This window comes from Pseudoxanthomonas sp. PXM03, assembly GCF_014852005.1.
Lineage (GTDB): Bacteria > Pseudomonadota > Gammaproteobacteria > Xanthomonadales > Xanthomonadaceae > Pseudoxanthomonas_A.
The window spans coordinates 1,128,924-1,147,952 of sequence record NZ_JACVAU010000002.1 but is presented as its reverse complement, the minus strand read 5'-3'; the positions used below and the strand labels follow the sequence as shown (position 1 = coordinate 1,147,952).

At 67.1% G+C, this 19,029-nt stretch carries 20 protein-coding genes; 4 read left to right on the top strand and 16 right to left on the bottom strand.

What is annotated here, in order from left to right:
• Position 1: 1 nt before the first annotated feature.
• Positions 2-1,063, bottom strand: a complete 1,062-nt coding sequence (gene nirK / locus IB223_RS14215; protein WP_192202344.1) for a copper-containing nitrite reductase — start codon at positions 1,061-1,063, stop codon at positions 2-4.
• 315 nt (positions 1,064-1,378) lie between these two features.
• Between nirK and IB223_RS14210 the strand changes: the two genes are divergently transcribed.
• Positions 1,379-3,343 carry a TonB-dependent copper receptor gene (locus IB223_RS14210; protein ID WP_225591111.1) on the top strand — a complete coding sequence of 655 codons (1,965 nt, stop codon included), beginning with the start codon at positions 1,379-1,381 and terminating at the stop codon, positions 3,341-3,343.
• Positions 3,344-3,545: 202 nt separating this feature from the next.
• Here IB223_RS14210 and IB223_RS14205 read toward each other — a convergent pair whose 3' ends face one another.
• Genes IB223_RS14205 through IB223_RS14185 form a run of 5 tightly spaced genes read right to left on the bottom strand, consistent with a single transcriptional unit; the run spans position 3,546 to position 6,832 of the window.
• Positions 3,546-4,781, bottom strand: coding sequence for a hypothetical protein (locus IB223_RS14205; protein ID WP_192202342.1), 1,236 nt, complete (start codon positions 4,779-4,781; stop codon positions 3,546-3,548).
• Positions 4,778-5,044, bottom strand: a complete 267-nt coding sequence (locus tag IB223_RS14200; protein ID WP_192202341.1) for a DUF2249 domain-containing protein — start codon at positions 5,042-5,044, stop codon at positions 4,778-4,780. The genes IB223_RS14205 and IB223_RS14200 overlap by 4 nt, the downstream gene beginning before the upstream one ends.
• Positions 5,029-5,178 carry a hypothetical protein gene (locus IB223_RS14195; RefSeq protein ID WP_192202340.1) on the bottom strand — a complete coding sequence of 50 codons (150 nt, stop codon included), beginning with the start codon at positions 5,176-5,178 and terminating at the stop codon, positions 5,029-5,031. Before IB223_RS14195 ends, IB223_RS14200 begins: the two co-directional genes overlap by 16 nt.
• A gap of 5 nt (positions 5,179-5,183) precedes the next feature.
• Positions 5,184-5,585 carry a SirB2 family protein gene (locus IB223_RS14190; protein ID WP_192202339.1) on the bottom strand — a complete coding sequence of 134 codons (402 nt, stop codon included), beginning with the start codon at positions 5,583-5,585 and terminating at the stop codon, positions 5,184-5,186.
• A gap of 5 nt (positions 5,586-5,590) precedes the next feature.
• On the bottom strand, positions 5,591-6,832 hold the full coding sequence (locus IB223_RS14185) for an NnrS family protein (RefSeq protein WP_225591043.1): 1,242 nt from the start codon (positions 6,830-6,832) through the stop codon (positions 5,591-5,593).
• A gap of 179 nt (positions 6,833-7,011) precedes the next feature.
• Between IB223_RS14185 and IB223_RS14180 the strand changes: the two genes are divergently transcribed.
• Positions 7,012-7,257, top strand: coding sequence for a hypothetical protein (locus tag IB223_RS14180; protein WP_192202337.1), 246 nt, complete (start codon positions 7,012-7,014; stop codon positions 7,255-7,257).
• A 56-nt stretch (positions 7,258-7,313) separates the two neighbouring features.
• On the opposite strand, the gene IB223_RS14175 is transcribed toward IB223_RS14180, so the two are convergent.
• From IB223_RS14175 to hemN, 9 genes are all read right to left on the bottom strand, one after another.
• Positions 7,314-7,595, bottom strand: a complete 282-nt coding sequence (locus IB223_RS14175) for a hypothetical protein (protein ID WP_192202336.1) — start codon at positions 7,593-7,595, stop codon at positions 7,314-7,316.
• Between the two features lie 94 nt (positions 7,596-7,689).
• Positions 7,690-8,235, bottom strand: a complete 546-nt coding sequence (locus IB223_RS14170) for a hypothetical protein (RefSeq protein WP_192202335.1) — start codon at positions 8,233-8,235, stop codon at positions 7,690-7,692.
• Between the two features lie 87 nt (positions 8,236-8,322).
• Complete coding sequence (locus IB223_RS14165) at positions 8,323-8,751, bottom strand: hypothetical protein (protein WP_192202334.1); 429 nt, start codon at positions 8,749-8,751, stop codon at positions 8,323-8,325.
• Positions 8,752-8,790: 39 nt separating this feature from the next.
• Positions 8,791-9,102 carry a hypothetical protein gene (locus IB223_RS14160; protein WP_192202333.1) on the bottom strand — a complete coding sequence of 104 codons (312 nt, stop codon included), beginning with the start codon at positions 9,100-9,102 and terminating at the stop codon, positions 8,791-8,793.
• Between the two features lie 21 nt (positions 9,103-9,123).
• Entirely contained in the window at positions 9,124-9,642 is a 519-nt protein-coding gene (locus tag IB223_RS14155; protein ID WP_192202332.1) for a hypothetical protein, read from the bottom strand.
• A gap of 107 nt (positions 9,643-9,749) precedes the next feature.
• Positions 9,750-10,226, bottom strand: coding sequence for a hypothetical protein (locus IB223_RS14150; protein WP_192202331.1), 477 nt, complete (start codon positions 10,224-10,226; stop codon positions 9,750-9,752).
• A gap of 538 nt (positions 10,227-10,764) precedes the next feature.
• Entirely contained in the window at positions 10,765-13,038 is a 2,274-nt protein-coding gene (locus IB223_RS14145) for a nitric-oxide reductase large subunit (protein WP_192202330.1), read from the bottom strand.
• A 362-nt stretch (positions 13,039-13,400) separates the two neighbouring features.
• The gene (locus IB223_RS14140) at positions 13,401-14,156 is read right to left on the bottom strand and encodes a helix-turn-helix domain-containing protein (RefSeq protein ID WP_192202329.1); all 756 of its coding nucleotides are present in this window, start codon (positions 14,154-14,156) and stop codon (positions 13,401-13,403) included.
• A gap of 19 nt (positions 14,157-14,175) precedes the next feature.
• On the bottom strand, positions 14,176-15,573 hold the full coding sequence (gene hemN / locus IB223_RS14135; protein WP_192202328.1) for an oxygen-independent coproporphyrinogen III oxidase: 1,398 nt from the start codon (positions 15,571-15,573) through the stop codon (positions 14,176-14,178).
• Between the two features lie 175 nt (positions 15,574-15,748).
• Between hemN and glp the strand changes: the two genes are divergently transcribed.
• Both glp and IB223_RS14125 read left to right on the top strand, forming a co-directional pair.
• Positions 15,749-16,993: a gephyrin-like molybdotransferase Glp gene (gene glp / locus IB223_RS14130; RefSeq protein WP_192202327.1), complete on the top strand. Its 1,245-nt coding sequence runs from the start codon at positions 15,749-15,751 to the stop codon at positions 16,991-16,993.
• Complete coding sequence (locus tag IB223_RS14125; protein WP_192202326.1) at positions 16,990-17,550, top strand: molybdenum cofactor guanylyltransferase; 561 nt, start codon at positions 16,990-16,992, stop codon at positions 17,548-17,550. The genes glp and IB223_RS14125 overlap by 4 nt, the downstream gene beginning before the upstream one ends.
• A 35-nt stretch (positions 17,551-17,585) precedes the next feature.
• Here IB223_RS14125 and IB223_RS14120 read toward each other — a convergent pair whose 3' ends face one another.
• Entirely contained in the window at positions 17,586-19,010 is a 1,425-nt protein-coding gene (locus IB223_RS14120; protein WP_192202325.1) for a nicotinate phosphoribosyltransferase, read from the bottom strand.
• Positions 19,011-19,029 lie beyond the last annotated feature (19 nt).

Below are 19,029 nucleotides of genomic sequence, written 5' to 3'. Positions count from 1 at the left end.
CTCACTTCTTGTCGGCCGGCTTGGCTTCCGGATACTCGATGTCGTGCTGCTGCCCGGTGTAGATGGAGGGATTCTTCTCGCCCTCCACCTTCAGGATGCCCAGCGAGCCCTTGTGGAACGTGCGGAAGATGCTGTGATCGACCAGCACGAAGTTGCCCGGCACGTCCGCCTTGAACTCGACCATGGCCGAACCGCCCGCCGGGATCAGCGTGGTCTGCACGTTCTCCTGGTACTTGCTGCCGCCCTCGGTCCAGACCTTGTCGAAGATCTCGCCGATCACGTGGAAGCTGGACACCAGGTTGGGGCCGCCATTGCCCACGAACATGCGGATCGTCTCGCCGGCCTTGGCCTTGAGCGCGTTGTCGCCCTGCAGTGCGTCTACCGAGCCGTTGAACACCACGTAGGTCGGGTGCTCGTCGATCGCCTTCTCCAGGCTGAAGGGCTGCAGGCCGGGCTCGCCGTACGCGCCTTCGGTGTAGAAATCGCCCTGCACCACGTAGAACTCCTTGTCCACCGGCGGCAGGCCTTCTTCCGGCTCGACGAGGATCAGGCCGTACATGCCGTTGGCGATGTGCATGCCGACCGGGGCCATCGCGCAGTGGTAGATGTACAGGCCGGGATTCAGCGCCTTGAAGGTGAACTGCGTTTCGTGGCCGGGGAGCGTGAACGTGGCCTCGGCGCCGCCGCCCTGGCCGGTGACGGCGTGCAGGTCGATGTTGTGCGACATGTGCGAGTCGTGGCGGTTCTTCAGCTTGAACTCCACCGTGTCGCCCTTGCGCACGCGGATGAAGCTGCCCGGCACCGTGCCGCCGAAGGTCCAGAAGTTGTAGGTGACGCCATCGGCCATGCGCATGTCCTTCTCGATCATCTCGAGGTCGACCACGACATGGGCCGGCGTCTTGCGCGTGAGCGGCGCGGGCACCATCGGCGGCGCCGTCAGCACGGCATGGATGGTCTCGCCGGCCGGGGCGATCCTGTCGCTGGCGAGTGCGGGGATGGCGAACATCGCAGCGAGCGCGCTGGCGAGGGCGCAGGGGAGTACATGGGGGTGCAGGCGTTTCATGGCGCTTTCCTTTGATGGGTCGTGGTGGGTGTGTATCCATGGTGGAAACGCACTGCGACGCCGACGTTGATCTGGATCAATCGTCGACGGCCGGAAGCGGGAATTCGCGCATCGGCTTGACCAAGGTCAAGCGCGTCGGGGGCTGCGACATCGCGTCGCATCTGCACTCCAGGGTGCGTCGTGAGAATGGGCGCATCACACGAAGGGAGATGCGCCATGACCCGTAACCTGCTTGCCGTGGCCCTGTTGGGCGCGCTCGCCAACATGCCGTTGGCGCATGCGGGCGAACCGCACGCCGCGACGCACGCCGATGCGATGCCGACGACCACGCTGGACGGCATCGTCGTGGTGGGCGTCGCGCCGGCGATGGCGACCACCTTCATCACCGATCCCAAGCTGCCGCGCCAGCCGGTGCCCGCCAGCGACGGCGCGGACTACCTGAAGACGATTCCCGGCTTCTCCACGCTGCGCAGCGGCGGCACCAATGGCGATCCGGTGCTGCGCGGCATGTTCGGCTCGCGCATCAACCTGATGACCAACGATGGCGCGATGAGCGGCGCATGCCCGTCGCGCATGGACAACGCGCTGTCGTACATCGCGCCGGAAACCTACGACCGCCTGGTCGTCATCAAGGGGCCGCAGACGGTGTTGTGGGGCGGTGGCGCCTCTGCCGGCACGGTGCGCTTCGAGCGCGAGATCCCGTACTTCGCAGAGCCCGGCATGCAGGCTTCAGGCAGCGTGCTCGCGGGCAGCCACGGTCGCAACGATCAGGTGCTGGACGTCAGCGCCGGCACGCCGCGCGGCTACGCACGCGTCTCGGCCAACCGTTCCGAGGCCGACGATTATGAAGACGGCCATGGCAAGCGCGTGCCTTCGTCCTGGAAGAAGTGGAATGCCGACGCCGCGATCGGCTGGACACCGGACCAGGACACCGTGCTGGAGCTGAGCGCAGGCATCGGCGACGCGGAGGCCCGCTATGCCGGGCGCGGCATGGACGGCGCGCAGTTCGAGCGCGACAGCCTCGGGCTGCGCTTCGAGAAGAAGCACATCGGCGGCGTGCTGGATGCCGTGGTCGCCAACGTCTACCAGAACGACGTGGATCACGTGATGGACAATTACACGCTGCGCGATCCCGACCCCACTGGCAGCATGCCGATGCCGATGGCCAGCAACGTGGCGCACCGCACGCGTGGTGGCCGCGTGGCGACGACTTGGCAGAAGGATCGCTGGGAAGTGACCGCCGGCCTGGACCTGCGCGCCAGCCGCCACAGCAAGCGCAGCGCGATGGGACGCGGCGCCTATCTCGCCATGCCGTGGTCGGTGGACGCCAAGTTCCAGAGCTGGGGCGCCTTCGCCGAATCGCACTGGCACATCACCGACAAGCACCACCTGATGAGCGGCCTGCGCATCGATCGCGCGGAGGCCCAGGATATGCGTGCCACCACCGCCGGCATGATGCCGGTGCCGAACCCCACCGCCGGGATGACACGCAGGGAATCGCTGCCCAGCGCGTTCGTCCGCTACGAGTACGACATGGGCAGCCGCTGGGGCGCGTATGCCGGCCTCGGCCACACGCAGCGCATGCCGGACTACTGGGAACTGTTCTCGCCCACGCGCGGCCCGGCGGGTTCCGCCAATGCCTTCGCCGGCGTGCAGCCGGAGCGCACCACGCAGTTCGATATCGGCGCGCAGTACAAGGGCGCGAAGGTGGATGCGTGGGCATCGCTGTATGCCGGGCGCGTACAGGACTTCATCCTGTTCGACTACGCCGCCGGGATGATGGGCAGCACCACCCGCGCCCACAACGTGGACGCGAATATCCGCGGCGGTGAAGCCGGCATCGACTGGCGCCCGGCGCCGGGGTGGAAGCTTTCCGGTTCGGCGTCCTACGCGTGGGGCGAGGTACGCGACACCGGCACCGCACTGCCGCAGATGCCGCCGCTGGAAGCACGCCTGGCCGCCAGCCGCGAACACGGGCCGTGGACATGGGGCGCACTGTGGCGCGTGGTGGCGGCACAGGACCGCGTCAGCACCACGCAGGGCAACGTGGTCGGACGTGACCTCGGGCCGAGCGCGGGCTTCGCGGTGTTCTCGCTCAACGGCGGCTATCGCTTCAGCGAATACGCGCAGCTCACCGCCGGCATCGACAACCTGTTCGACCGCGCCTACAGCGAACACCTCAACCTGGGCGGAAACAGCGCCTTCGGCTATCCGGCCGATCCGGTACGCATCAACGAACCTGGCCGCACAGCCTGGGTGAAGCTCAACCTGCGCTACTGACGCGAGGGAATCGGCAGGCACCGATGAGCGGGCTGTTGCGGTCCCTCAATGCCGTTCGTGGTGAGCCTGTCGAACCACGCTCTTTGCGAGGGGTCATCAGGTCACCATCGCCCTGCGTTTGCCTGAACAGTGTGGTTCGACAGGTTCACCACGAACGGGGTCCGTTGTTCAGAACTTACCGCGCGTGGGCGGTGCCGGAGAATCAGCCTTCTCCGTGCCGCCACGTCGCCGCCTGCCGCCAGCAGCGCCATTGCCCGTGCAGGGTCACTGCATAGGCGAGCGCGATCACGAAGCCGGAGGTGCGGGCCACGGCCGGTGCGAGCGCGGCCATCACCAGCAGCAAGTCCGCGATGACATGCACGGCGAACGCGCGCCGCTTGTCCGCTTCCGCGAACAGGCTGCCCACGCCCGGTACGCGGATGCCCCGCGGGACACGCTGGCGCAGTGCGATCCAGGTCAGGAAGCCGGTGATCTCCAGTGCCATGCCCACGACCAGCAGTGGCAGGCCGACGCCGACGACCAGCATGCCGACCAGCAACAACGGCGTGCCGGACCACAAGGCGGTGACGCTCGCGGCAAGCAGGGCTGTGCAGCCCGCTTGCCAGAAGCGGCGCAACGTGGGATTGCGGCGATGCGGTGCGCGTGCCTGCAATACGAACACGGCGATGCCGAAGACGGCAAAGGGCCATGCCGCCACGCGCCACGCAGCGTCGGGCAGCAGCTTCATCTGTGCGGCGGCCACGACGCCGAGCGTTGCCAGCAGGCTGACCTGCCATGTGCGTGACGCTGCGGACGGCACCGCATGCGTGCCCTGCAGCATCGGCAGCGTGATGCTGCCCACAGCGGCGAGCAGGCCCAAGACCCAGCCCAGCGAGCCGAACATCGCGTGCAGATCCACCAGACCAGGTGGCGCGGGCACGCGCCAGCCGGTGCGTGCAGCGAGCAGCAGCAATCCCAGCGCCGTCGTCATCGCCAGCGCGACCAGCCCCAGCCCGATGCCATCGCGGACGACGCGCTGCCCGTTGCCACGCAGGACGGCAACCAGCGCCAGCACCGTGAACACCGCAAGCGATCCGCATAGCAGCACGCCGGCAGGCACGGCGCACGCACGCGCCTGCGATGCCAGGGTGACCAGCAGCAGGACGACGCCGAGGTTGAACATCGCGTGCAGCCACGGCACCAGGCGAGGGCAGGGAAGCGGACTGCCCGCCGCCACCGGCAGGAACTGCACCAGGCTGCCCAGCATCGCGTTGCCGAGCAGGCCCAGCGCGAGCATGTGCACCAGCACGAGCGTGGCCGGCGTCCAGCGCGAGAGCAACGCCACTTCGCCCTGCCACGCCAGCCACAGGCCGGCGGCGACGCCCCAGGCGAGCGCGACCTGGAGGAAGCGCATCGGCACCGGAGGCGGCGGCGCCTGCGCGAATGCCAGCCCGCTCATGCCGCGCGCGGCGGTTCCAGTGCGTGCCTGTCCTCTGCGTGGCAGATCGCAATGCAGGCGCTGCCCGTGGTACCCGCGTAAACGTGGTACGCGAAGCCTTGGTCATCGAGGATCGGCAGCAACGGTACGGGCGGGTGCGGTGTCAGCGCGACCAACCGTTCGCCGCGCCGCAGTGTGCGCAGGCAGTCGAGGATGCGCTCCATCGGTTCGGGCGCCGCCAGGTCGCGCAGATCCAGTCGCAGCAGGGTCACGGCATGTGCCATGCGTCGTCCTCCGTTTCTCCCGGGGTGGATGCGCAATCGAGCAGGACCCCCGCCGCATCCAGCGATTCGCGCACGCAGCACGCACAGGTGCCGAAGGCGTCCGGCAGCAACGAGGTGTCCAGTGAAGTGTCCATGACGTTCAATTCCCCAGCCAGAGCAGCCAGCCCAACGGGTCATGCGCGCGCGCAATGCCGTAGACCTGCAGGAAGCACAGCACGGCCGCGCCCACCAGCAGCGCACGCGCACCAGCTGCGCGGGTGGGACGGAAGGCCGCGATGCCCAGCCCGACATACGCGACAAGAAAGGCGATCTTCGCCACCAGCCAGCCATTGGCGAACAGGCCGGCCGGGAGGATCGTCAGCAGCATCATCGCGCCGGTCAGCAGCACCGTGTCGATGCTGTAGCTCAGGTAGCGCACCGCCGCCGCGCGTGGCCAGTGCATGCCGGCCAGCAGGGCGAGCGCACGCAGCGCGAACAGCGTGCCGCTGGTCATTGCGGCGCCCATGTGGACCAGCTTGATGTCGGGATAGAACGTCATCATGGCGCTCATCCCGGCCGCCCGTCCGCGCGCGGACGCAGGTAGATGCCGCCGATCCGCCCCACCCACGGCGCCAGCGCCAGCAGCCAGCCCACTGCGGCGGCGGCCTGCCACGCCATCGCGTCCGGCGCGAGGTCGGCGATGACGCGCATCACCGCGACCGCCTGGATCGCGACGAAGGCGAACCACGCCACGTTCGGCATCACCAGCGGCCGCCCCGAGTGGCCTTGCGTCACCCGCGTCACCATCGCCACCAGCAGGCTGCCGAAGAACCCGATGAACATCGCATGCATCGGTGCGCGCCCGAGCACGAACTCATCGGTGGCGAGGAAGGTCACGCTCTGCACCACGTACAGCAGGAACGTCACCGGCAACCACGCGGTGCCGATGAACAGCACGGCCAACAGGCCCGGCATCCTGCCGCGCGGCCACCACCGATGCACCGCCCATGCGGTGAGCACGAGCAGTGGCACGTCGGCCAGCCACAGCCACGCATAGGCATGCATCAGCTCCAGAGCGAGATGCAGCATCAGCAACGCCCACACCACGCCCAGCCACGGCAGCGAGCGCCACGGCACGTAGCCCGGCACCACGTTGCCGGCGAAGAACGGGAACATGCGGTGCGCCACCGTCACGTACACCGGCAGCAGCAGGCCGAAGCCGCCGAGCTTGATGCTGGCGAAGGCCCACGTCGGCGATGCACCCAAGGCGAAGGCGATGAACATCACCAGTCCCAGCCAGCCCAGCAGCAGCCCGGCGAAGCACGAGCGTGCATGCCAGGTCTTCGCGGTGTCGTCGGCGAGCAGGCGGCCCAGCGTCAGCAGCGCGGCGGCCCAGCCGGCCAGCGCCATCCACAGGCCCACGGTCAGCCCCGCCTGCCAGCCTGCAACGCCCAGCAGGATCGCCAACTGTCCGCCCATCAGGCCCAGGCCCACCGGCACGTAGTGCCAGCGCTTCAGGTCGGCCATGCCCATCCAGCGCGGGAACACGGTCAGCAGGAAACCGAAGATGAAACTGGGCAGCACCAGGTACTGCATCAGGAACGCGTGCAGCCAGCCGGCGTAGATCGCGGTCGCGGGCATCGTCCACAGGCCCCAGCGTGTGGCCACCAACCACAGCGTCCACCAGAGCATCGCCAGCAGCACGTTGCCGGCGCCGACGAAGAACATCAGCCGGTGCGGCGCGTGCGCGAGCCACGCGGGCGACAGGCCGGGCATCGGTGGCGTGGCACGCGGGCGGGGTGGAGGCATGATGTCGATCTTCATGCAGGCAGCTTGCCCGCGCCCGCATGCGCTCGCCTTGACGTGGGTCAGGCGGGCCGCGATTCAGTGGCTGCCGCTGTCTTGATTCGGGTCAAGGCCCGGTGAACGGCAAGCGCCTACAGTCCCGTCACCCGCGCAAGCGCGCACCCACGACGACAGGAAGCCCGATGTCCGACCACGCCCACGCATCCTCCGAGCAACGCCAGCAGGCCATGACCGAGGCGCTTCGTGCCTGGGACCCGGAAGCCGAAGTGACGATGGAATCCGGCACCGGCCGCCTGGTCGTGATGACCACGCTGCCCACCGAGCGCGTGATCGCCATCCTCAAGGACGTCGGCGAGCACGCCGAGGCCAGCGAAAGCGAACCGCGCGGCCACAAGGCGGGGCAGTGCTGTGGCGGGTGTTCGCACTGATCAGTAGATGATCGGGGTTAAGAGGCGAGGCGTTACGCACATCGCCTCGCGAGCTCTCAGCCCTTCCTGCTGATCCATAGGTATCGAAGGCCGCAGTACGCAGCCATGACCAGAGAGCCGACACCCAGTGCCATGACCAGCTGGGGAAGATAAGGCTTCAGTGCAGGCATGATCGGTTCAAGCCACGCGCCCTTGACACGGTGGTACTCCGGCGCGGTGATCCAGCCGTACTTCGAGTTGAAGTACACGAGCAACGCCGTCGCTCCCATCATCGACGAACGGACGCAGCGCCAGGCCAGACGATCAAGTTCTTCTTCCTTCAATGCATTCGTCGTCATGGCGATGCGTGGCCCGCAGGGTGGCGAAACGCCAGGCTACGGGCTAGGTCGGCTTGTCTGCTTGAGCCCGATGCGTTCACTGAGGCCATGCGCGCTAGCGCCCGAACTCCGCCGCAATCGGCTTCGACATCAGTTTCCAGGCGATCCATCCGAACAGCCCGCCGAAGGCGAGCGCGAAGATGACGCTGACCACGCCCATGGCGATGAAGAAGGGCCCCATGTCAGGCGCGCCCTGCATCTGGGCCGCGGAAAACTGGTCCCGCATGAAGGAGAACATCGTCGCTTGCATGATCAGGCCCACCACCTGCCAAACCACGCCCAGGATCATGATCGCGATGAAGCAGAGCCGTGCCCAGTTCCAGCGTTTCAGCAATCCGATCGAACTGGCCAGCATGAACAGATTGACCAGCAGCACGGCCAGGAAAAACCAATGGAAGTGGTTGACCATGAACGTCGCCATTGGCGGCAGGCCGGGCTGCGCCGGCGCGGCCTGCATGGCCTGGCCGAATTCCTCGCTGCGGAAGATGGTCTGCACCATGATGTTCTGCAGGATGCCGATCAGCGTGCCGAACCCCGACAGCGCGATGAAGATCCATGCCACCACGGTAACGAAGGTCGAGCGTTGCTTCACTGCTGACATGGTGACTCCCCGGCCCCTGAAGATGGGGGAATGATGAGGCAAGTCTCCGGCCGCGGCCAATAGCCGCCTGCAGCCTCCGTCAGTACCTCACCACACATGGACGCATGCGGCGGCCACCAGGAAGAGGACGGATGCAGCCAGCATCCATCGCCACGCGCCCAGTTCTTCCGGTGTGAGGCCTTTGCCCGGCTCGGTGGGGTCGTAACGGATGGCCACCTCCTCCAGCGTCGGTGGCGCTCGCCACAGCTTGAAGCCGGCGAACTGGATCGCCGCCCGATCCTCGATGCGCTTGCGGTACTCCGTTCCCTCTACGGTCCAGACCAGGACATGATCCGTGTCGGTGTTAAGAACCGATTGCCCCCGGCTGAATTCTTCGAACGATGACTGGGGCGGTACTTCCACGACCCGTGCGGACACCGAGGGCCACGTCCTCGCCGCTCGCGTACGCAGGAAGTCCAGCACCGCCCACGTGCCGGTCACGCCGCCGGCCGCCAGCAACAGATCAAACATCGTCATTGTAGATATCCCAATGCGGGGTCCGCCCTTCCCGGCGATTCATCGTGCCTGGCCCCCAAAGACCACGATCCCGATGGCGTACATGGCCACGGAGACGAGGACGGTGACGACCAGCTCGGTCCAATCTCGGGCCGTGAGCGCAGCCAGGTTCGCGAACTGCATGGTGAAATCCGGTGCCTTGCCGCGACGCGTGCGGCCGCGGTCGATGATCGCGTTGAAGCGAAACGCCAGCAGCCCAAAGCCGCCCAGCAGCAGGACGATCATGGCGGGGTGCGACGCTGCGGCCAACATCACGCAAGCCGCGGCGACGATGACCATCGTGATGAAGCCGTACAGGCCGAAGTTTCGCATGCTGGGGTTCCGGCTGGTCTGCTAGGGACGTCGAGAGGGTAAGGGCTCGATCCGTCGACCTGAGATGGCCAGCAGAATGGCCTGCTCGAGAGGTTCCACCAGTCTTGATCCGGGACGGTTCATCAAGCGCAGGATGAAAAAGACCGTCGCCAGGGTCAAACCGGCAAACACTGCGCCCGAAAGCGTTCCCTTCCAATGGACATTCACGCCGGAGAACGAGAGCGTTGCCAGGAACAGCGAGGCGGCAACCGGCAAGGTCAGCCATAGTTTCAGGACAAAGTCCGCCTTGAACCAGCCGCACAATCGGGTTTGACCCTCTTCCTGCACGAAACGACCGACGAAGGCAGGACTGAACATGGAGAGAAAGTAAGGCGCGTCCCGCCACAGGGCGACGTCATGCACCGTGGCATGCCCATGCAGCGTACGGGTGCCCCTCCGCACCGCGGGGCCGACCTGGTCGGTCGTAGCGGCGAGTCGGCCCACGGCCTCGTGCAGCGGGAGGTCCGTCGAATAGGCGACTTGGAAGTCCCCGAACAGCAATCTTGATATCGGCATGGCTCGGCAAGGGCTCGACAGGAGCTAAAGCGACGGTCGCAATTCATAGGTTGGGATGAGCTTGCGAACCCCAACAGCGCGATCTTCGTATGTCATGGGGCTTCTTGCTCCGATCCGGTATGGGTCTGCGACGTGCGCATCAGGTAGACGAGAAAGCAGCACACGCCTGCCGCCACTACGTTGATACCCACGATGAAGGGTTTTCCCTGCAACAGCGAGTACTCGAACTGGCTGCCGAACCGGGCAAAGAAATCCCACTTGTAGAGGCTTGGCTGGTACTTGAAGTGCAGAGATGCGCCACTTGAGAACGAGTAGCCCAAGACGGGCGACATCAGGAAGGGCACCTGAGCCAGCCAGAAGTAGAAGTTCTGCCGGAGTGCGTCATCACGGCCTTCAAGCAGCCGCAAACCGCAGACCATCCCCCAGGTGAAAAGCCCCAGGAAGGGAACGGATAGCAGTTTTCCGAGGAAGCTTCCCGGCGCAAGGAGCAGGCTGAGCCCCACCGCCAAACCCGTGAAGCCTCCGCCGAGCGCGAGGATCCCCAAGAGTCTCCGCTGCCACTGTTGCATCCCAGCCCCCATCCTGTCTCCGGCACCCCTGCCGTCCCACCCGATGGTAAAGGTGAAACACCCCACCGGCCCGGGTAAATGTGAGGACATGGGGTGCCAAGCCCCATCGATCGCCCTCCGAGCCCTATGGGCAAGGCGCTGAGTCCCAACGATGGGACTCAGCGCGTGAGGTGCCGGGCTCCCGAGGGCGGTCGATGGCTTTCCGAATGCCATCGATCGCTTTCCGAGCGCGATGTGCAAGGCGCGGCGCGTCGCGTATCGGGCTCGGAAGGTGAGGTGCTGGCTTTCCGAACCCCATCGATGGCTTTCGGAATGCGATCTGCCGGGCTCAATGTGAGAAAGATCGGGCTTCGACACCCATCGATGGCATGGCAGTGCCTTGCGCATGACATTCCGAGCCCCGTCTGCAAGGCTCCGAGCCTCGTCGCCGGGCGGGCCCGGTGGATGCACGAACAAAAGAGAGCCGCGTGCACGGCTCTCGGGCTGCAACCTGCAGCAGGTGACCCGGCCTCTCCACCCGGAGAGGCCGGGTCCAGGGTCAGGCTTCGTTCGGTTGCGCGGCGGGCAGGGGTTCGCGGCGCGGAGCCAGCCACAGGCTGGCCACGAACCACACCAGCGCCAGCGCGCCCACGCTGAAGAGTGTGTCGGCCGGCACGCGCATCCACACCAGCATGTCCACGATCGGCTGCTGCATGAACTCCGCCGAACGCGCGAACCAGTAACCATGCTCCAGTGCCGCGTTGAGCTGCAGGATGCCCAGCGGCAGCAGGGTCAGCAGCGACATGCCGGCCAGGCCGATGTTGAGCGACCAGAACGCGGTCTTCAGCAGCTTCTCGTTCCACACCACGTCCGGCTTCAGACCACGCAGGCAGAACAGCATCAGGCCGATGCCGAGCATGCCGTACACGCCGAACAATGCCGTGTGGCCATGGTTGGGCGTCAGGTTCAGGCCTTGCATGTAGTAGAGCGGCAACGGCGGATTGATCAGGAAGCCGAACAGGCCCGCACCTACCAGGTTCCAGAACGATACCGCGATGAAGAACTGGATCGGCCAGCGGTAACGCTGCATCCATGGCGTCGCCCTGCCCATCTTCCAGCTGTGGTACGCCTCGAAGCCCACGTAGGCCAGCGGCACCACTTCCAGCGCGGAGAAGCTCGCGCCCAGCGCAATCACTGCCGTCGGCGTGCCGGTGAAGTACAGGTGGTGCAGCGTGCCCAGCACGCCACCGGCCATGAACACGATGGTGGCGAACAGCACCGCCACCGTGGCGGTCTTCGTCTGCAGCAGGCCCAGGCGGGTGAACAGGAAGGCGATCACCGCCACCGCGAACACCTCGAAGAAGCCTTCCACCCACAGGTGCACCACCCACCAACGCCAGTACTCGACCATCGACAGGTGCGTGTGCTCGCCCCACATCAGGCCGGCCGCGTAGAACAGGCCGATCGCCACCGTGGACAGGAACAGCAGGCTGACGATGCTGCGCGACTCGCCTCCGTTGCGGATGGCCGGCCACAGCGCGCGGCCCACCAGCACCAACCACAGGGTCAGGCCGATGAAGAGGAACCACTGCCAGAAGCGACCCAGGTCGACGTATTCCCAGCCCTGGTGGCCGAACCAGAAGTTGTGCTCCAGCCCGAGCTTCTGCATCACCGCGAACCACTGGCCGGTGAAGGCGCCGACCACGATGATCAACAGGCACGCCCACAGGAAGTTGACGCCCAGGCGCTGGAACTTCGGTTCATGCCCGGAGATCGCCGGGCCGATGTACAGGCCCATGCCCAGCCATGCGGTGGCGATCCACAGCACCGCGAGTTGCGTATGCCAGGTGCGCGTTAGCGAGTACGGCAGGACGTCGGCCAGCGCGAAGCCGTAGGCCTCCTGGCCTTCCACCTGGTAATGCGCGGTGATCGCGCCCAGCAGGATCTGCACCACGAACAGGGCGATGACTACCCAGAAGTACTTCGCGGTCGCGCGCATCGAAGGCGTGACCTTGATCTTCGCGAGCGGATCGCTCTTCGGCAGCACCGGGGCCATCTCGTCGCCGTGGTTGACCGCGTAGTGCCAGCCCAGCAGGCCGATGCCGGCGATCAGGAACAGCACGCTGAAGACCGTCCACATGAAGGCGCTCGGCGGCGGCGTGTTGCCGACCAGCGCATCCGCCGGCCAGTTCGCCGTGTAGCTGATCTTCTCGCCGGGACGCTCGGTCACCGACGACCAGGCGGCCCACCAGTAGAACGCGGTCAGCTGGCGACGGTGTTCGGCATCGGGCACGGTGTCGTTGCGCATGGCATAGGCCTCGCGCAGGTCGCCGGTGGCCGGATCGGCGGAGAACAGGCTCTGGTAGTGCAGGCCGACCGTGGCGATGGCGTCGGCGCGATCGTTCGACAGCGTGATCGTGCCCGTTGCGGCGTCATGGGTGTTCGGCCGCATCAGCGCCTGCACGCGCGCGGCATACGCCGCCTGCGTGGCGGCATCCAGCTGCTTGTAGCTGTCCGCGCCGGTGTCGCGCTTCGCCCATCCATCCAGGATGGCCTCGGCCTCGCGGTGCAACCAGTCCGCGCCCCAGTCAGGCGCCACGTAACCGCCGTGGCCCCAGATGGAACCGAGTTGCTGACCACCGATCGACTGCCACACCTGGCGGCCCGTCTCGATGTCCTTGCGGGTGAAGATCACCCGGCCGTCCTCCGCCACGACCCGCTCGGGCAACGGTGGCGCCTGGCGATGCACTTCGCTGCCGACCCAGAGCAGGACGGCGAACGACGCAATGAGCAGGGCCGCCAACCCCACCCACAACTTGCGTGTCGAATTCATGATGCGGCTCTCCTGAAGGAACGGCCGCATCATCGGCGGGCCAGCCCGGGGGCTCCATGACGCAGGTCAAGTGGTCAGCGAATCGGACGCCGCGCTTTCTGTAGGAGCGACGTAAGTCGCGACCGGAGACTTTCCGGCCTTCGTAGCGCGGATCGGCAGTTGGGCCGTGCGGTCGCGACTCACATCGCTCCTACAAGGGATCGCTTCCCTCGAAGGGGTCAAGCGGTCAACGAATCGGACGCCGTGTTTTCTCTGTAGGAGCGACGTAAGTCGCGACCGGAGACTTTCCGGCCTTCGCAACGCGGAGCGGTAGCCGGGCCGTGCGGTCGCGACTTACGTCGCTCCTACAGGAGGTGCCGCGATCAATCCCGCAGCACGGCCAGCGCGAGGGCTTCCAGGCGGGGGAGGTCGAGGATCTCGACGTCGCGCTGCTTGATGTGCAGCAGGCCGTCCTTCTCGAAACGGCGCAGCACGCGGCTGACGGTTTCCGGGGCCTGGCGCAGGTAGTTGGCGATGTCGGTGCGCGCCATCGTCAGCTGGAAGCGGCGTGGCGAGAAGCCGCGTGCGGCCAGCCGGCGCGACAGGCCGATCAGGAACGCGGCCATGCGTTCGTCGGCCGTGTTGTCGCGCGCGAACAGCGAGGCCACGCCGATGTCATGGCTCATCAGTCTGAACAGGTGCTGCTGCAGGTTGGGCAGGCGCGTAGCCAGCAGCGCGATCTTGGGGAACGAGAACCGGCACAGCATCACCGTGTCCAGCGCGATGGCGTTGCACGGGTAGCGGTCGCCGTGGATGGCGTTGAGGCCGATCACTTCGCCGGGCAGGTGGAAGCCGAGCACCTGTTCGTGCCCGTTGCGGTCGATCTGGTAGGTCTTCACCGTGCCCGCGCGCACTGCGGCGATGGCGCCGAACGGATCGCCTTCGCGGAACACGTGCTCGCCCGCGCGCAGCGGGCCGACGTGTTCGACCAGCACGTGCAGGTCCATGAGTGCGCGTTTGTCCATGCCCTCGGACAGGCAGGCCTGCGAGAACGCACACGTGGAGCAGAAGTGCAGGGCATCGCCATCGTCGGCAACCACGCTCGCGTCGGTGCGCGGGAAGACCAGCGGCGAGGTCATGCGGATACTCCCGTCGAGGTCACACCGTGCGCGAGAAGCGAGGCGTCGAGGCTGCGGCGGTGGGCAGGTAGCGGTCGAAGCACATCGCGATGATACGCAACAGCAAGCGCCCGTGCGAGGTCGCGCGCAATCCGTCGGGCGCCAGCTCCACCAGGCCGTCGTCTTCGAGCGGGCGCAGGTGCGCCAGGGCGTCGGCGAAATAGGCCGTGAAGTCGATCACGTGGCGCCGGCCGAGGTCGCGGTAGTCCAGTGCGCCGTCGCACATCAGCCGCTGGATCACGTCCGCGCGGATCACGTCGTCTTCTTCCAGCCGCATACCGCGCCACACCGGCAGATGGCCCTGGTCGATGGCCTGCTCCCAACTGCCCAGGTCGCGCGGGTTCTGGCTGAAGCTCGGGCCGATGTGGCTGATCGCGCTGACGCCAAGCCCCAGCAGGTCGCTTTCGGCGTGGGTGGTGTAGCCCATGAAGTTGCGGTGCAGGTCGGCGCGTTGCTGCGCCAGTGCCAGACTGTCGCCGGGCAGGGCGAAGTGATCCATGCCGATGTAGACGTAGCCGGCTTCACCCAGCTTGTCGATCGCGCATTGCAGCAGGCCCAGCTTCACCTCGGGCGAAGGCAGGTCGTCGGCGTTGATGCGCTGCTGCGGGCGGAACATCGACGGCAGGTGCGCGTAGCTGTAGATCGCCAGGCGATCGGGGCGTGCCTCGAGGGTGATGTCGAGCGTGCGCGAGAAGCCCTCCAGGCTCTGCTTCGGCAGGCCGTAGATCAGGTCCACGTTGACGGACTGCAGGCCATGCGTGCGGCAGGCCTCGATGATCGCCAGTGTCTGCTCGACGCTCTGGATGCGGTTGACGGCGCGCTGCACGTCCGGATCGAAATCCTGCACGCCCAGGCTCGCGCGGTTGAAGCCTGCGGCGGCGAGTTCGCCCACCTCGTCCGGCGTGATGAAGCGCGGATCGAGTTCGATCGAACAGTCCAGCCTTGAGGCGGGCGCGAACGAGAACTGCCGGCGCAGCACGTCCATCACTTCCGCGATCTGCGCGGGCGACAGGAAGTTGGGGGTGCCGCCGCCGAAGTGCACCTGCTCCACATCGCGGTCGCGGTCGAACAGCGCCGACGTCATCGCCACTTCGCGGTACAGCCGGGTGAGGTAGGCGGCGCCGCGCGCGGTATCGCGGGTGATGATGCGGTTGCAGCCGCAGTAGAAGCACGGACTGGTGCAGAACGGGATGTGCAGGTAAAGCGACAGCGGACGCGGGATCGGATCGCCGTTGGTGATCGCCGCCATCTCGCGCAGGTCGGCTTCCTGGAAGCCCGGCGAGAACTGCGGCGCGGTGGGATACGAGGTGTAGCGCGGCCCCGGCGTGTCGTAACGCCGCAGCAGCTCGGGATCGAACAGGGAGGACAGGCTGGCCATGGGTGCAGCCTAGGCAAGCGCCTCGGGGCTGTCCTTGATATGGGTCAATCGGCCGCGGCTTTCCGTCGCAGGCTTCAGGGTCGTGAGGGCACGGGCTCGTGCGCTCAGGTTGGCAATACTCCAGCGCGGCACTAGGCTGGAGCCGGCCGTCAGGCCTTGGGCACAGGGAGGCGCAGTGATCGGATACCAGGAGGCGTTGGCGCGGGTGCTGGAGGGCGCGCGCCTGCTCGCCGTACAGCAGGTCGCGCTCGCCGCAGCGACAGGTCGCGTGCTGGGCCGTGACGTGGTAAGCGCCATCGCGTTGCCGCCGTTCGACAATGCGGCGATGGACGGCGTCGCGCTTGCAGCGGGCGGACAGCCACAGGCGGCCGGGAGCGAGTGGGAGATCGCGGCACGCATCGGCGCGGGCGACATGCCGCGGGACGATGCGGCATCCGCATGGGAGATCATGACCGGGGCGCCGCTTCCTGCGCGCGCGGACATCGTGGTGCCGGTGGAGCGCATCGAGGCACTCGCCGTGCGGGACGCAGGGGCACCGCGCATCCGTCTGCTGGCGCAGGCCGAGCCGGGCGCGAACATCCGGCGCCGGGGCGAAGACGTGCCGGCGGGATGCGTGGTGCTGAAGCAGGGCACGTTCGTTGGCGACGCGCAGATGTTGCTGCTCGCCGGGCTCGGTATCGATCGGGTCGACGTGGCGCGCCGTCCGCGCGTTGCAGTGCTGGCGACGGGCCGCGAACTCGTGGCGCAGGGCCAGCCGTTGCCGCCGGGTGGAATCCATGACGCGACCTCGCCGTATCTCGCCGCCGCCCTGGCGACTGCGGGCGCGGAAGCCGTCCGCGTCGTGCGCGTCGGCGATGAAGTGGCGGATTTCCAGGCTGCGCTCGATACGGCGCTCGCGGACGGTGTCGACCTGGTGCTGAGCACCGGCGCGGTGTCCAAGGGCCATTACGACTTCATTCCGTCCGCACTGGACGCAAGCGGCGCGGAGCGGCGTTTCCACGGCGTGGCGTTGCGCCCCGGCAAGCCCGTGTTCTGTGCGCGGTTGCGCGAGGGCCCCTTGTTCGTCGGTCTGCCGGGCAATCCGCTGTCGACGGCGGTGGGCTTCCGCTTCCTGATCGAACCGCTGCTGCGCGCATGGCTGGGCATGTCCGTGGAACAGGAATGCCGGTTGCCGCTTGCCACCGCATGCAGCAAGCGTGCCGGGCTGCATGCCGCTTTCCATGCCACGCTGCGCTGCGATGAGGAAGGGTGCATGCGCGTGCATGTCGGCGCGGAGCAGGCCTCGTTCCGCCTGCTGCCTTTCTCGCAATCGTCCGCATGGATCACCCTGCCCGCCGAAGCGGAGCACGTCGAAGCAGGCACGCGCGTGCAAGTACATGGCTACAGCCATCTGCGGCCCCCGCCGTGGACCCCGGCATGAAGCGGCCGTTGCCCACCTGGCGTGCCGTCCTGCTTGCAGGTGGGCGATCGTCGCGGATGGGCACGGACAAGGCACTGCTGCCATGGGGCGACGGCACGTTGCTCACGCACATGCATGCATTGCTGCAGGCGGCGGGCGCGTGCGAGGTCATCGTCAGCGGCGATCGTCCCGGCTTCGACAGTGTGCCGGACACGCAGCCCGATACCGGTCCGATGGGCGCACTGGCACAACTCGCTCCCCGCCTGCGGGATGGCGCCTGGATCGTGGTGCCGGTGGACATGCCGCTGCTGTCGTCTGGATTGCTGCAGGCGCTGATGCGAACGGACGCCGACTGCGCCTGCGTGGAAGCGCATGCCCTGCCGATGGCATTGCGCCTGGATGCCGGCGTGCGCGCCACGCTGGAGGAGATCGGCGGCCTCACGGGACGTGCGCGCTCACTGCGCGCGCTGCAGCAGCGATTGCACACCGTCCATCTGCCGTCATCGCCATGGAAGCAGGTGCTGCGCAACTGCAATACGCCGGAAGACTGGGTTGCGCTGCAACATCCGATGTCCTGAGTATCGCCTTCCGATGACCGGGACGGGGCCAGGGCCTACAGCCGCGCGGCTTCGGCGCGGGCGCGGATCTCGGCGAAGGTGCAGTCGCGCAGCAGGCGGCCGTCTTCCCACACGGTGACCATGGCGTCCTCGTAGCCGGCGGGTTTTTCCACGTCGTCGAGCGATGCGGCGGCCGGTGGCACGGGCACGGTACGGAAGCCGCCGTACTCGCGGTGCTGCAGCAGCGTCATCCGGCCGCGCTTGCTCTGCTTGCCCTTGTCGGTGACGGGATCCTTGTAGACGTCGATCCATGCGCCGTCGACGCGCGCGGCGGAGCACTTCAGCGCGAACTTCTGCGTGTCGCGGTCGAGACGCTGCAGCAATGCGCCGCCCATGCCGAAGGCCAGGTTGTCGGTGGCGTAGCCGGCACTGGTGATGCGTTCCAGGATCGCGCGCAGGCTGGTGGGGTTGATGCCGTCGCCCTGGATCACGCGCACATGGTTGAGCACCCGGTAGCCCTTGCCATTGACCGTGTGGCCGAAGGCGTCGTCCAGCAGTTCCAGGCACTGGTGCACCACCGCGACCGGGTCGCCGGAGTCGGGACGGATCACCACCGTCGCGCCCGATGCGATCACCTCCTGCCGCAACGTGGTACCCCAGTGTTCCCTGATGGCATGGAAGATGTCGTAGCTGTCCGACACCACCGCCACGATCGCGCCGGGCTTCGCGAACTGCCGCAGCATGTTGCGGTAGGCATCCACCTCGTGTTCGCGGCCCCAGCTGGTGATCGTGCTGTGTTCGGCCGCCGGGATCGAAAAGCCGGCCATCGGCTCGTGGTAATGCGCGTTCGCCAGCAGCAGGCCCGACACGGTGTCGGTACCGAGGAAGTTGACCAGGTGCGCGGCGCCGCCGAGGGCGGCGGACTCGACGCTCGAAACGCCGCGGCTGCCGAAGTCGTGCAGCTTGAAAGGCAGCTGGCCGGCCGGATCGTCGCTGGTGCGTTCGAGGAACTGCCGGATCGTCTGCTTGGCGTGCCAGCTGATGGTGGCCACGGTGATCGGGTACCAGATCCGCAGCAGCATCGTCTCGACGTACGACGGAACCCAGAATGCCTGCGGATCCGTGGATTCGATCGTCATCAGCGCCTGGTGCGTGGGCACTACCGTGCCTTCGGGCACTGCGCGGATGCGGAGGGGCAGGTGGCCGCCATGGCGGTCCACGATGTCGCGCCAGCCGGCCTCGTTGAACGGCTCGCCGTGCGCGGCGAAGACATCGTGCGCCTGGTCCACGTCGGCGTGGGTCACGGGGTGCGCCAGGTACTCCTTCAGGATTGCCTGCAGGCCGAAGAACACCGTGCGGTCATGGATGCCGCCGCGCGATTCCACGTAGAAGAACGTGGCGTCGGTGCCTGGCGGGTACTGCAGCCAGTGGCTGGCCTTGTAGCTGTCGGTGTTGAGCAGGAGGTTGCTCAGGCATCGCATGGCAGGGGTTCCGCGATCG